A 12,529-nucleotide genomic window follows, 5' to 3' on the forward strand; every position below is an offset into this window, starting at 1 on the left:
CGCTTTTCGGCTTTTGGATTTTGGCTTTTCGTAGGAGCGAGCTTGCTCGCGAACAATCCCCGCTGCGGGGCCCAGGTTCGCGAGCAAGCTCGCTTCTACAGGTCAGCTGACGACTCATAACAAGAACACGGAGCCCCAACCATGTCCCTCAACGGCAAAACCCTCTTCATCACCGGCGCCAGCCGCGGCATCGGCCGCGAGATCGCCCTGCGCGCCGCGCGCGATGGCGCTAACATCGTCATCGCCGCCAAGAGCGCCGAACCCCACCCGAAACTCGAAGGCACCATCTTCAGCGTCGCCACGGAAGTCGAAGCCGCCGGTGGCAAGGCACTGGCCCTGCAACTCGACGTGCGCGACGAGATCGCCGTGCGCGAGGCCATGGCCAAGGCTGCCGAGCACTTCGGCGGGATCGACGCCGTGGTCAACAACGCCGGCGCCATCAAGCTGGTCGGCGTGGAGCGCCTGGAGCCCAAGCGCTTCGACCTGATGTACCAGATCAACACCCGCGCCGTGATGGTCTGCAGCCAGGCCGCGCTGCCCTACCTGAAGCAGAGCAAGGGCCACATCCTCAGCCTGTCGCCGCCGATCAACCTGGCCGGCAAGTGGTTCGCCCAGCACGGCCCCTATACCGTCACCAAGTACGGCATGAGCATGCTCACCCTGGGGATGCACGAGGAGTTCAAGAAGTACGGCATCAGCGTCAACGCCCTCTGGCCGAAGACCATGATCGCCACCGCCGCCATCGAGTTCGAACTGGGCAGCCGCGATGCCTTCAAGCGCGCACGCACCCCGGCGATCATGGCCGATGCCGCCTACGCCATTCTCTCCAGCAGCGAGCGCGCCATCAGCGGGCGCCTGCTGATCGACGAGGACATCCTGCGCGAACAGGGCCAGACCGACTTCGAGCAATACCGCTTCGATCCGAACGGCGGCAGCCTGGTGCCCGACCTGTTCCTCGACTGAGCCCACTCGCGGACCTCTTCGTGAGGCGCATGACGCGGAACGCGTTATGCGCCGTTCACTCCCCACGGACTGGCGGCGGTTAATCGCAAACGGTTATTCGCCCTACGGCGCTCTCCCCTGGCATCGTTCGCGGCGTTTACCAATCGACACAATCCCGCCCTGGCCGTCCGGCCATCGCTTTCTAGACTGCGATGAACGCTTGCCCGATGCGTTTGCCGATCTGCCCTGCGCCACGCGCGCAACAGCCATAGGCGCACGCCGGACGACGACCTAGAGTCGCTCGCAAGCGTCTGCACGCCAGACAACAATGACAATAAGGGCACGCGTCAATGAGCCACGCCGACATCATCACCCCGACCCGCTTCCTCGCCCATCTGCCCGCCACCCTCGGTCGCGTGCCACGCATGCTGCGCGGGCTGTACTACACCGGCATCCGCAACCGCGAAAAGAACCTTTCCCTGGGTTGGGCGCTGGAGCGCGCTGCGCGCCTCTACCCGGACAGCCCCGCGCTGATCGACGAACGCCGGCGCCTGTCTTATGCCCTCTTCAACGGCTGGGCCAACCGCCTGGCGCGGGCCTTCCAGGCCGAGGGCGTGGGCCACGCCAGCGTGGTCGCGGTGATGCTGGAGAACCGCGCCGAACTCATGGTCGTGCTCGCCGCCCTGGCCAAGCTCGGCGCCATCGGCGCGCTAGTGAACACTACCCAGCGCGGCCAGGTGCTCAGCCACAGCCTCAACCTGGTCAAGCCCAGCCACTTTGTGGTCGGCGAAGAACTGCGCGAGGCTTTCGAGGACGTTCGCCCAGCCCTGGAAAACAGTGGTGGCCGCTGCTACTGGATTGCCGATGGCGACGAGCAGAACCAAGCGCCAGCGGGTTGGCAGAACCTCATGCGCCTGGCCCAGGAGCAGGACTCGAACAACCTTGCCGAAACCGCCAAGGTCCGCCTGAAGGACGCCTGTTTCTACATCTACACCTCGGGCACCACCGGCCTGCCGAAAGCCTCGATCATGAGCCATGGCAAATGGATCAAGGCCTACGGCGGCTTCGGCCATTCGGGCCTGGCGCTGACCAACAGCGACGTGCTTTACCTGACCCTGCCCTGCTACCACAACAATGCGGTGACCGTGTGCTGGAGCGCCGCACTGGCCGGCGGCGCAGCCATCGCCCTGCGCCGCAAGTTCTCCGCCAGTTCGTTCTGGAAAGACGTCCAGACCTACCAGGCCACCTGCTTCGGCTACATCGGCGAACTCTGCCGCTATCTGCTCAACCAGCCCGAATGCGCGGAAGAACGGGGCAATACCCTGACCTGCATGATCGGCAACGGCCTGCGCCCGTCAATCTGGCAGGAGTTCAAGGAGCGCTTCGGCATCGAGCGGATCACCGAGTTCTATGCCTCCAGCGAGGGCAACATCGGCTTCACCAACGTGTTCAACTTCGACAATACGGTGGGCTTCTCGCCGGCAACCTACGCGATCGTCCGCTACGACCTGGAAAATGACCAGCCGGTGCGCAACGCCAGGGGCTTCATGGAAAAGGTCGACAAGGGCGAAGCCGGCCTGCTGATCAGCGAGATCAGCGACAAGTGGCCGTTCGACGGCTACACCGACCCGGCCAAGAGCGAGGCGGTGATCTACCGCAACGTGTTCAAGGAAGGCGACACCTGGTTCAACACCGGCGACCTGATGCGCGACATCGGCTTCAAGCACACGCAGTTCGTCGACCGCCTGGGCGACACCTTCCGCTGGAAGGGTGAAAACGTCTCCACCACCGAAGTGGAAAACGCCCTGGGCGCCTTCCCCGGTGTGGAGGATGCTGTGGTCTATGGCGTGGAGATTCCCGGCACCAACGGCCGCTGCGGCATGGCCGCGCTGCGCCTGGCTGACGGCGCCAGCCTGGACGCCGCGCTGCTGGCGGCGCACCTCGACCGCGAGCTGCCGGCCTACGCCGTGCCGCTGTTCCTGCGCCTGCTGGCCCAGGTGGAGACCACCGGTACCTTCAAGTACAAGAAGACCGATCTCAAGCGCAACGCGTACGACCCATCGTCCGTGACCGAGGCGTTGTACGTACGCCTACCCGGCGAAGCGGACTACCGGGCGCTGGACGGGGCTCTGTTCGAGGCGATTCGCGGTGGCGTGCACCGGTTCTGAGCCAGAACCGTAGGGCGTACAAACGTTCGCGGTTGTACGCCATTACACAGCCCGCATCGACTCCTCCCGGAGCTCGTCGCCTTCGAACGGCGTATAACGTCGAACGTTATACGCCCTACCTGGGCCCGCTCGCTAAAGAGTCAGTTGCGGAACTTGAACTGCAACTCGGCGCCTCGGATGTCCGAGTGCCAGCTGTCGTCGTTGGCCTCGCGCTCGTTGGGCTCGCGCTGGATCAGCCGGCCACCGACTTCGAATGGGCTTTGCCCGGCCTTTTCACCGAACATCGGCGGTAGGATCGGTTTTTCCTCGATCACGGTGATCGGATCGTCCGGGTCCATCTGGCGGACCAGATCCTTGGGCAGGCGCAGGTCCAGCTTCACTGGCGGCAGCGGTTCCTTGACGACCGGATCGACCGGCTTCCTCACCTGCGCCGGGGTCTTCGAAGGCGCCTTGGCCTCGGGTTTGATGGCTGCCTCGACGGCGGGCGCCTTGGGTGACACCACAGCCTTGGCGGCGGCCGGTTTGGCCTCGTCCTCCCGCGGCTGTTCAGCGGCCGGCTTGGGCGCAGGCGTGGTGGCGGGCGCAGTCACGGCCGGAGCAGCAGCCGGCGCCACAGCCTTGTCCTTGTGCTCGTCACCGCAGGCGGCGAGCAGCAGGGACAGACCGGCAACAACGAGAATTCGGGATTTCTTCATGGGGCGGACCGTCAGAAAAACCGCGCAATGCTGGCGCGAGATGCGTTGCAGAGCAATAGCCTTGCCATGACAAACCGTTACTGCGATTAGTCTGACAGACACGGGCTGAACCCGGCCTGTCATTGATCAAGGATTGTCAGGCAATTCCTTCAGAGCCTTGTCGATATCCAGGCCCGGGAAGCGCTGCCGGAGGCTCTCGCGCACACGTTCAGCCTCCTCCTTCTGTCCATTGCCCTGCAAGTCGCGCAGATGCAGCAGGCTGGCATGCGGCTCGTCGATCGCTTCCGTGAACGATTGCAGCTTCCCTTGCACCTGCACATCAGACGGCGCCTTGGCGTCAAAGGACTCGCGGACCTTGGCCTCCTCCGCCTGCGCCGCCATTTTCTTGCTCATCGGCGCCGGTTTGGCGAGCTCTTCCACTGCCGCTCCGGCAGCGGCGCTATCCATCTGCGGCGCGGCCATGCGCGGCTCCGCTGCATAGGGCGCAGCAGCCGGAGCCGCTGGCGGCGCCATGGCCGGAGCGGGCGCTGGCGCGCGCATCATTGCCGGGGATACCGGCGCGTCAAAGCGCTCTGGCGCCTCTTCAAAGGTCCGCAGGGTCAGGCTCAGGCCGATGCCCAGGGTTGCCAGGCCAGCCACGGCAACGCCCCAGCGCTGACGGCTGCCAGCACCCAGCAGCCAGTGATGCAGGCGCCGGGCGAAACTCGGCTTCGGCTTCGGCTCCTGCACCGCGGCACGGGCGGCGGCCAGAATGCGCGCGTCCAGCTGCGCCGACGGCTGCTCGTCGCTGTGCCGACGGTAATGCTCGAGCAGTTCCTGCTCGTGCGGATCGCGATTCATGGGCTCACCTCCTCGGTCACCGACGGATCGGACAACAACCGACGCAATTTCTGCATCGCATAGCGAAGCCGGCTCTTAACCGTTTCAGCCGGGGCCTTCGTCAGCTCGGCAATCTCGTGCAGTTCCAGGTCACCGTGGGCACGCAGCAGGAACACTTCGCGCTGCTCCTCCGGCAGCGACTCCAGAGCTCCCTGCAGGCGCTGTTGGTCACGGCTCAGGCTCAGCTCGCGCTCGGGATCGACGCTTTCACCGCTCAGCGCATCGCCATGCAGTTGCTCGTCGAAGCTCTCCTGGCGCCCCTGATGACGGCCCAGCTTGCGCCAGTGGTCGATCAGGCGATTGCGGCCGATCTGGTACAACCAGGTCTTGAAGCTGGCTGCGCCCAACGGCTGGCTATCGCTGCGGATCAGGCTCAACCAGGTTTCCTGGAACACTTCCTCGGCCTGCGCGTGGTCGCCACAGAGGCCGCAGAGGAAGCGGAACAGGCCGAGGCGATGGCGAGCGTAGAGCTCACCGAAGGCTTCGGCGTCGCCTTGTCGGTAGCGTCGCAGCAATGCGACGTCGTTTTCATCCGTGAGGGGCTTCTTCAACTCTCTCGATCCGTAGCGGTGCGGGTCTCGGCTGGCTTCTCGCCAGCGACCGAGTATCGCCGATGTCGCTGGCGCAGGTGTAGCGCCGTGACTGGCAGGCAGAGGCTCGGGTGTGGCAAGCGGCACGGCGGCGGTCTCGTCGAGGGTTGCAACTTGCTTGGACGAGACGATGTGGGAAAACGGGCTAACCGTCGATAAGCATTTACGTAGGAGCGGACTACGTCCGCGATGGCATCCGGCGCGCGGCGGACCTATCGCGGACAGAGTTCGCTCCTACGCATGCAAGGCAATCAAGCAGCGATCAGCTCTTCCTGACACAGCTGGCAGGCCAGCATGCCGAGGGTCATGATCGCCCGCTCCGCCTCACGGTCCCATGGGATACCGCAGGTCAGGCGCAGGCAGTTGTTGAACTGCTCGGTATTACTGAAGATCAGCCCCGGCGCGATGCTGATCCCCTGCTCCAGCGCACGTACGTGCAGCTCCTTGGTGTTCACCTTGGCCGGCAGGCTGACCCAGAGGATGAAACCGCCCTTGGGCCTCGTCATCTGCGTGCCTTCGGGGAAGTACTGCTGCACCGCCAACTGATACGCCGTCATGTTCTTGCGGTATTCCTGACGGATGTAGCGCAGGTGCCGGTCGTAGCCACCGTTCTCCAGGTACGCCGCCACGCCCATCTGGGTGACAGTGCACGCCGAATGCGTGGTGAAGGTCTGCAGGCGACGGATTTCTTCCTGGTAGCGCTCGGTAATGATCCAGCCGATGCGCACGCCGGGGGAAATGGTCTTGGAGAAGCTCGAGCAGTACACCACGCGGCCATCGCGGTCGTGAGCCTTGAGCGCCTTGGTCTGGCCCTGGTCGAACATCAGCTCGCCGTAGATGTCGTCCTCGATCACTCCGATGTTGTGTTCGGCAGTGAGCTTGAGCAGCGCCTTCTGGCGGTCCTCCGGAATGGTACCGCCCAGCGGATTGCTCAGGCGCGCGGTCAGTACCAGAGCCTTGATCGGCCACTGGTTGGCGGCCAGTTGCAGGGCCTCCAGGCTGATACCGGTGAGCGGGTCGCTAGGGATCTCGATGACCTTCAGGCCGAGGATGTCGGCCAACTGCAGCAGGCCGTAGTAGCTCGGCGACTCGGTGGCGATCAGGTCGCCTGGGCGGGTCATCACGCGCAAGGCCATATGGATGGCGTCGACGCAGCCGTGGGTAATGGTTACCTGGGTCGGGTCGACCACCACGCCGGCGTCACGCATGCGGATCGCCACCTGGCGGCGCAGCGGCTCGTAGCCGGGGCTGAACATGTAGCTGAAGGCGCGCGGGCTGGAGAAGCGCGTGACCTTGGCCAACTGTTGGTGCAGCGCGCGGACCGGGAGGTAATCCACGTGGGGCACGGCGGCGCCCAGCGGGAACACGCCCTCGCGGCGCGCCTCGGCGAGCACCTGGTTGATGATGCTGCTGCGGGTGACCAGGCCGGGCCGTTCGACGCGAGCGATGTCCGGCGTCGAGGCAGTCAGCGCCGGCGTGCGGTGCACGTAGAAGCCCGATTGCGGACGAGCGCGGATCAATCCCTGGTCTTCGAGGGTGGCGTAGGCCTGGAGCACCGTGGCATGGCTGACATTGAGCTGGGTGCTCAGCTTGCGCACGGACGGTACGCGCTCGCCCGGCTGGTAGACACCACGACGGATGTCTTCCGCCAGTTGCTGGGCGATGCGCTGGTACAGCAGCAGATTGGACATGACGGCCATCCCTCGGTCATTGAACCGAAACAGTAGCCAAAAAGTGCAAACTGTTCCAGAACAGTCGGAGGTATTCCGTCCGATACAGTTACGCCGCCCCGCCCGCTCAGATCTCCCCGAGCCAGTCCAGCAGGCCCGCGACCACCAACTGTGCGTCAGTGGTCAGGCCGAGCTTCTGCATGGCATTGCGTTTATGGGTGCTGATGGTGGAGACGCTGCGATTGGTCCGCTCGGCGATTTCACCCACCGTGGCACCATGGGCCAGCCGCCGGATGATATCGATCTCGGTCGGGCTCAGCGGCTTGCCGGTGTGGCGCGGCGGCCGGAGCATCGGGTCGATGTAGGTCTCGCCCTTGCGAATGCGGGCGAAGGCGTCATCCAGCAGGTTCAGCGGGTTGCGCTTGCAGACGTAGCCCACCGCCCCGCACTTCACCGCTGCGGTGGCCAGCAACGGCGCCCCCATGACCGAGTAGACCAGTACAGGTACGTCCGGATGGTGACGCTGCAGCCATTCGATCAGGTGCACGCCGTCACGCCCACGGGCACCGGGCAGCGCCAGCTCGACGATGGCCAGGTCGACCTCGGGATGGGCAGTGAGGACATCCAGCAGGCTGTCGGTGTCGCTGACAAAGGCTTTCACCTGCGCCAGTTCGCGCTCAAGCAGATAGCGTTCCAGACCCCAACCGATCATCGGCTGCGGGTCCGCCACGATTACATTGAAAAGCTTCTTTTCCGATGGCATCACATTCTCTCGTTTACAGCTCCCCCTGAGGGGATTAGTCGCACCCGGCCATTTTCGCCAAGCTGCCACTCGAAAGATTTCGAGATACCCTCAACGAAAAACCCCGGAGCCGAGGCAGCCGGGGTTTCCTGTGTCGAGATATTGCGAGGCAATCAGCGTTCGGCGCCGAGATGCCCCTTCTCGTCGGAGAAGACGATCTCCACCCGGCGGTTCTGCGCACGCCCCAGCGACGAGGCGTTGTCCGAGACCGGATAGGTCTCACCGTAGCCCTGCACCTTGACGCGCTTCTCGTCCACGCCCAGGTCGGTCAGGGCGTCCGCCACGGCCTGCGCACGGTCCCTGGACAGCTGCAGGTTCTGCTCGCGATCGCCTTCGGCATCGGTGTAGCCCTCGATGCGAATCACCCGGCGCGGGTTGAGCTGGAGGAACTGCACTACCTTGAGCACGGTGCGGTTGGCGGCGGGCTTCAGGTCCGCTTCGCCGCTGTCGAACAGCACGTCACCAAGAGTCAGCACCAAACCGCGCTCGGTTTCGTTGGTGGCCAGGCTGACCATCTGCTGCTCCAGCCACCTGCTCTGTTCCTGCACGTTGAGCAGGCGCGCTTCGCGCATCGCCAGTTGCAGGCGCTCACGCTCCATCTGCTGCTTGCCAAGGCGCTCCTGGTTCAGCGCCAGATTGCTGTGCTCGCGGGCGATCTCGCTGTAGCGCTGGCTGAGGTAGGAGTACTGCAGCACGTCATCGCTGCTGCCCCAGTAGTTGGACAGGCGCTCGGCGCGTGCCAGCGACTCGCCGGCACGGATCACGTCCTTGGGCGCGCTTCGCAGCACGGCGGAATCTTCCTTCACCGCCTGGAACTGGGTGCGAGCCTGCTCCAGCGACTTTTCGCTGAGCTGGCTGTTGGCGCAACCGGCCAGCAACGCGGCCGCGGCGAGCGCACTCAAACGCAACAGTTGTGCGCAAGTCATTGCACTTCTCCCAACTGTTTGCGCAGGCGGTTGATGCTCTTGCCCTGCTCGGCCAGTTGCTCGGCGCTCTTGCGCGTCAGCTCCTTGGCTTCGGCCAGGCGGGCATCGAGTTCGGCCTGTTCGGCCAGTTGCCGGGCCTTCTTGTTCGAGCCGACCGCCAGGGCGCCCTTGGCGGCCTGGTACTTGTCCTCGGCGAGCTTGAACTCGGCCACGTCATCGGTCGCACCCACGGCCTTGGCCTGCTCCAGCGCCTGCTCGGTGAGGCGCATCTGCTCGTTGGGTGCCGGGTCGTTCGTCGCACAGCCGGCCAATGCAAACAAAGCCAGGCCGGCGACCATCATCCGTCGCTTGATCACGAAATCTATTGTCCTACTCGGTGGGAGTGCTGGCAGGCTGCAGCTGCTGGGCCTTCCAGCGGGCCAGGTTGTCCTGCAGCAGGCGCTGCGGGACTCCGGCGGCCGTCAATTCTGTCATTTTTTTCGCCAGTTGTCCGCGCAGCCACGGGTCGTTGCAGGCCGAGTTGTGCGCCACGGTCAGGTACAGACCTTCGCTGGAGATCGGCGGTTCCAGCGGCTGCAGGTCGTCGGCCATGCCAAGGGTATCGGCGACCGCCAGGCCCGGATAGTGCTCGTAGATCACGTAATCCGAACGCTTGAGCAGCAACTTCTGGAACGCCTGGGTCAGGCTGGGCACCTCTTCCAGGGTCAGTTCCTGTTTGGCGAAGGTGTCGAAGTCGGGGCCGAAGCTGTTGTTCACCAGGGTGCCGCCCTTCAGGCCGCGCAGGTCGTCTCGACCGGTGTAGGGCGTGGTGGCGTCCTTGCGCATCCACACCACGTTATCAGTGGCGAGGAAGGCCGGATGAATGTAGTCCATGGTTTCCAGCCGCGGCGGCGTGAGGAAGGCGCCAGCGATCAGGTCGACCCGGCCCAGTCGCGCCTCTTCCTGCGCACGCGCCCAGGAGCCGCTGTAGATGACCCGGATATTCACCCCGACGGCCTTTCCGATCTGTTCCAGCAGGTCGGCATTGGCGCCGATCAGGCGCTCCGGCTGCGCCGGATCGCGCCACAGGTAGGGTGGGTATTCCGGGTTGCCAGTGGCTACCAGGCGCTCGCACTTACCGGCAGAAAAACCGGCCAGGGGAATAGAGAAAGTCACCAGCAACAGCGCCGCACGGATCATCGTGGAGCAATCAGGCATCGGTAGTCTCGCTCACCAGAAGAAAGAACGGCCATGCTTAGAGCCGCAAAATGCTAGCGTAAAGCACACCGACCCGATTTGGTAATAAGGACTTCTCATGAAGAAAGCCCTTCTGGCCCTTCTGCTGTTGATAGCCGTCGCTGCTGGCGTGCTGTACGCCTTCCCCTCCACCCTGCTGGCAACTGCGCAGTACGTCGAAAGCGCCCACGCCCGGCTGTCGACCAACAGCCTGCAGGTCGATGACCTGAACATCACCTACTACGAAGGCGGGCCGGACAAGGCCCAGACCGTCCTGCTGATCCACGGCTTCGGCGCCGACAAGAGCAACTGGCCGCGCTTCGCGCGCTTCCTGACTAAGGACTATCACGTCATCGCTGTCGACCTGCCGGGCTTCGGCGACAGCAGCAAGCCCGAGAACATCAGCTACGACGTCGGCACTCAGGCCGAGCGCCTGGCGGACTTCATGCGCGAACTGGGCATCGGCCGCTTCCACGTGGTCGGCAACTCCATGGGCGGTCACATCGCTGCGCTGCTGGCCGCGCGACATCCGCAGGAGGTGCTGTCGGTCGGTCTGTTCGACAACGCTGGCGTCATGGCGCCGCATCAGAGCGAGCTGTTCGAGCGCCTGCTCAAGGGTGGCGACAATCCGCTGGTACTGCGCTCGGTGGACGACTTCCCGGCCCTGCTCGATTTCGTCTTCGTACAGAAGCCGCCGCTGCCGTCGCGTCTGCAGGATTACCTGGCCGAACGCTCGCTGGAACGCAGCGCTTTCAACGGCATGGTCTTCCAGCAGCTACGTGAACGCTACATCCCGCTGGAGCCGGAGCTACCGAAGATCACCGCGCCAACCCTGTTGCTATGGGGCGACCGCGACCGCGTGCTGGATGTATCGAGCATCGACGTGATGAAGCCGCTGCTGAAGAAGCCCAGCGTGGCGATCCTGCGCGACTGCGGTCATGTACCCATGATCGAGCGCCCGGAGGAAACCGCCCGCCTCTACCTCGACTTCCTCCAGCAGAATCACGCGCCCGTGACGGCCGCAAACTGAGCCCAGCTGGAAACAGAAACGGCGCCCTGGGGCGCCGCTTCTGTTTTTGCATTGAGTCGAACTCAGAGCTGGATCAGATTCGGAATCTGCACATCCGGATTGACGTCCTGCTCGTAGTCCACGCCAGCGATCTCGAAACCGAAGAGGCGCAGGAACTCGGACTTGTAGCCGGTGAAGTCGGTCAGCTGGTACAGGTTCTCGTTGGTGACCTTGTTCCACAGGTCCTTCACGGTGTCCTGCACATCAGGCTGCAGTTCCTTGTAGTCAGCGCGCAGTCGGCCGTCGGCGTCCAGGTGCGGCTCGGCGCCGTACAGGCTCTCGCGGAACAGGCCGTCGACCTGTTCGATGCAACCTTCGTGGGTGCCCTTTTCCTTCATCACCTTGAACAGCAGCGACAGGTACAGCGGCATCATCGGGATGGCCGAGCTGGCCTGGGTGACCACGGCCTTCAGCACGGAAACACGAGCGTCGCCACCGGTGGCGGCCAGCTTCTCGCGAATGCCCAGGACCTTCTGGTCCAGGTCCTTCTTGGCGGCGCCGATGGAGCCGTTCCAGTACAGGTCGTGGGTAATCTCTTCGCCCAGGTAGGTGAAGGCGGTGGTCTTGGCGCCATCGGCCAGCACACCGGCTTCCTGCAGGGCATCAATCCACATCTGCCAGTCTTCGCCGCCCATTACCGCTACGGTGTTGGCGATTTCCTCAGGCGTCGCCGGCTCCATCACGCTTTCCTTGATCACTTCCTTGTCGGTGTCCAGACCACGGAAGTTGACGGCCTTGCCCACCGGCTTGAGCACGGAGTTGAAGACCTCGCCGGTCTTCGGATGGGTGCGGCGCGGAGCGGCCAGGCTGTAGACGACCAGGTCGACCTTGCCCAGATCCTGCTTGATGGTGTCGATGGTGACTTTCTTCACTTCATCGGAGAAGGCGTCGCCGTTGATGCTGCGCGCATACAGGCCCTTGGCCTTGGCGAACTTCTCGAAGGCAGCGGAGTTGTACCAGCCGGCGGTGCCTGCCTTGGTCTCGCTGCCCGGACGCTCGAAGAACACGCCCAGGGTGTCGGCGCCAGCGCCGAAGGCAGCGCTGATGCGCGCGGCCAGGCCATAGCCGGTGGAGGAACCGATGACCAGGACCTTCTTCGGACCGTTGGCGATGGCACCGTGCGCCTCGACGTATTCGATCTGTTCCTTGACGTTGGCTTCACAGCCGGTCGGGTGGGTAGTGACGCAGATGAAGCCACGCACGCGCGGTTTGATGATCATGAAAACCTCGGTAGCCAGGTGTCGATTGAACACATTCAGGAACTGGAGACGTCGCGCATTGTAGATGAGACACCTTCACCGGTGGACTTCTCGGCAAAGATTCGTGACCAATGGGTCATGACCGCGGCGAAATAATCATTTTTCCATAAGAATCAGGTACCTGAAATGAAAGAACCCGCCACGTGGGCGGGTTCCTTCATCAAGCGAAAAAGGCTTAGATGGCCTTTTCCAGCTCCGGTACCGCTTCGAACAGATCAGCAACCAGACCGTAGTCGGCGACCTGGAAGATCGGCGCCTCTTCGTCCTTGTTGATCGCCACGATCACTTTCGAGTCCTTCATGCCCGCCAGGTGC

The 12,529-nt window shown here is 63.9% G+C and carries 12 protein-coding genes and 1 pseudogene; 3 read left to right on the top strand and 10 right to left on the bottom strand.

The window, feature by feature from the left end:
- Positions 1 to 141: 141 nt before the first annotated feature.
- Together ACNFH5_RS19255 and ACNFH5_RS19260 are read left to right on the top strand one after the other, a co-directional pair.
- Positions 142 to 963 carry an SDR family oxidoreductase gene (locus ACNFH5_RS19255; protein ID WP_416748648.1) on the top strand — a complete coding sequence of 274 codons (822 nt, stop codon included), beginning with the start codon at positions 142 to 144 and terminating at the stop codon, positions 961 to 963.
- A 329-nt stretch (positions 964 to 1,292) separates the two neighbouring features.
- Positions 1,293 to 3,110 carry a long-chain-acyl-CoA synthetase gene (locus tag ACNFH5_RS19260; RefSeq protein ID WP_416748650.1) on the top strand — a complete coding sequence of 606 codons (1,818 nt, stop codon included), beginning with the start codon at positions 1,293 to 1,295 and terminating at the stop codon, positions 3,108 to 3,110.
- Positions 3,111 to 3,250: 140 nt separating this feature from the next.
- On the opposite strand, the gene ACNFH5_RS19265 is transcribed toward ACNFH5_RS19260, so the two are convergent.
- The 8 genes from ACNFH5_RS19265 to ACNFH5_RS19300 form a co-directional block, all read right to left on the bottom strand.
- Positions 3,251 to 3,805 carry a hypothetical protein gene (locus ACNFH5_RS19265; RefSeq protein ID WP_416748652.1) on the bottom strand — a complete coding sequence of 185 codons (555 nt, stop codon included), beginning with the start codon at positions 3,803 to 3,805 and terminating at the stop codon, positions 3,251 to 3,253.
- A gap of 126 nt (positions 3,806 to 3,931) precedes the next feature.
- On the bottom strand, positions 3,932 to 4,645 hold the full coding sequence (locus ACNFH5_RS19270) for a hypothetical protein (protein WP_416748654.1): 714 nt from the start codon (positions 4,643 to 4,645) through the stop codon (positions 3,932 to 3,934).
- Complete coding sequence (locus tag ACNFH5_RS19275) at positions 4,642 to 5,235, bottom strand: RNA polymerase sigma factor (protein ID WP_416748656.1); 594 nt, start codon at positions 5,233 to 5,235, stop codon at positions 4,642 to 4,644. Before ACNFH5_RS19275 ends, ACNFH5_RS19270 begins: the two co-directional genes overlap by 4 nt.
- A gap of 290 nt (positions 5,236 to 5,525) precedes the next feature.
- Positions 5,526 to 6,965, bottom strand: coding sequence for a PLP-dependent aminotransferase family protein (locus ACNFH5_RS19280; RefSeq protein ID WP_045212506.1), 1,440 nt, complete (start codon positions 6,963 to 6,965; stop codon positions 5,526 to 5,528).
- Positions 6,966 to 7,071: 106 nt separating this feature from the next.
- The gene (locus tag ACNFH5_RS19285) at positions 7,072 to 7,707 is read right to left on the bottom strand and encodes a response regulator (RefSeq protein WP_416748658.1); all 636 of its coding nucleotides are present in this window, start codon (positions 7,705 to 7,707) and stop codon (positions 7,072 to 7,074) included.
- Positions 7,708 to 7,859: 152 nt separating this feature from the next.
- On the bottom strand, positions 7,860 to 8,672 hold the full coding sequence (locus ACNFH5_RS19290) for an OmpA family protein (protein WP_416748660.1): 813 nt from the start codon (positions 8,670 to 8,672) through the stop codon (positions 7,860 to 7,862).
- On the bottom strand, positions 8,669 to 9,013 hold the full coding sequence (locus tag ACNFH5_RS19295; protein ID WP_416748682.1) for a DUF4398 domain-containing protein: 345 nt from the start codon (positions 9,011 to 9,013) through the stop codon (positions 8,669 to 8,671). Before ACNFH5_RS19295 ends, ACNFH5_RS19290 begins: the two co-directional genes overlap by 4 nt.
- Positions 9,014 to 9,041: 28 nt before the next feature.
- Entirely contained in the window at positions 9,042 to 9,869 is an 828-nt protein-coding gene (locus ACNFH5_RS19300; RefSeq protein WP_416748662.1) for a substrate-binding periplasmic protein, read from the bottom strand.
- Positions 9,870 to 9,966: 97 nt separating this feature from the next.
- Between ACNFH5_RS19300 and ACNFH5_RS19305 the strand changes: the two genes are divergently transcribed.
- A complete protein-coding gene (locus ACNFH5_RS19305) occupies positions 9,967 to 10,917 on the top strand; it encodes an alpha/beta fold hydrolase (protein WP_416748664.1) in 951 nt (316 codons plus the stop codon).
- A 62-nt stretch (positions 10,918 to 10,979) separates the two neighbouring features.
- Here the strand turns inward: ACNFH5_RS19305 and fabV are convergent, their stop codons facing one another.
- Positions 10,980 to 12,176 carry an enoyl-ACP reductase FabV gene (gene fabV / locus ACNFH5_RS19310; protein ID WP_416748666.1) on the bottom strand — a complete coding sequence of 399 codons (1,197 nt, stop codon included), beginning with the start codon at positions 12,174 to 12,176 and terminating at the stop codon, positions 10,980 to 10,982.
- A 214-nt stretch (positions 12,177 to 12,390) separates the two neighbouring features.
- Positions 12,391 to 12,529, bottom strand: a pseudogene (locus ACNFH5_RS19315) (electron transfer flavoprotein subunit alpha/FixB family protein); the annotation flags it as partial.

The organism is Pseudomonas sp. NY15435 (assembly GCF_048068295.1).
Classification (GTDB): domain Bacteria; phylum Pseudomonadota; class Gammaproteobacteria; order Pseudomonadales; family Pseudomonadaceae; genus Pseudomonas.

Coding starts and splice junctions, on each gene's coding strand:
- ACNFH5_RS19255 (WP_416748648.1), top strand. CDS start 142: ATGTCCCTCAACGGCAAAACCCTCTTCATCACCGGCGCCAGCCGCGGC.
- ACNFH5_RS19260 (WP_416748650.1), top strand. CDS start 1,293: ATGAGCCACGCCGACATCATCACCCCGACCCGCTTCCTCGCCCATCTG.
- ACNFH5_RS19265 (WP_416748652.1), bottom strand. CDS start 3,805: ATGAAGAAATCCCGAATTCTCGTTGTTGCCGGTCTGTCCCTGCTGCTC.
- ACNFH5_RS19270 (WP_416748654.1), bottom strand. CDS start 4,645: ATGAATCGCGATCCGCACGAGCAGGAACTGCTCGAGCATTACCGTCGG.
- ACNFH5_RS19280 (WP_045212506.1), bottom strand. CDS start 6,965: ATGTCCAATCTGCTGCTGTACCAGCGCATCGCCCAGCAACTGGCGGAA.
- ACNFH5_RS19285 (WP_416748658.1), bottom strand. CDS start 7,707: ATGCCATCGGAAAAGAAGCTTTTCAATGTAATCGTGGCGGACCCGCAG.
- ACNFH5_RS19290 (WP_416748660.1), bottom strand. CDS start 8,672: ATGACTTGCGCACAACTGTTGCGTTTGAGTGCGCTCGCCGCGGCCGCG.
- ACNFH5_RS19295 (WP_416748682.1), bottom strand. CDS start 9,013: ATGATGGTCGCCGGCCTGGCTTTGTTTGCATTGGCCGGCTGTGCGACG.
- ACNFH5_RS19300 (WP_416748662.1), bottom strand. CDS start 9,869: ATGCCTGATTGCTCCACGATGATCCGTGCGGCGCTGTTGCTGGTGACT.
- ACNFH5_RS19305 (WP_416748664.1), top strand. CDS start 9,967: ATGAAGAAAGCCCTTCTGGCCCTTCTGCTGTTGATAGCCGTCGCTGCT.
- fabV (WP_416748666.1), bottom strand. CDS start 12,176: ATGATCATCAAACCGCGCGTGCGTGGCTTCATCTGCGTCACTACCCAC.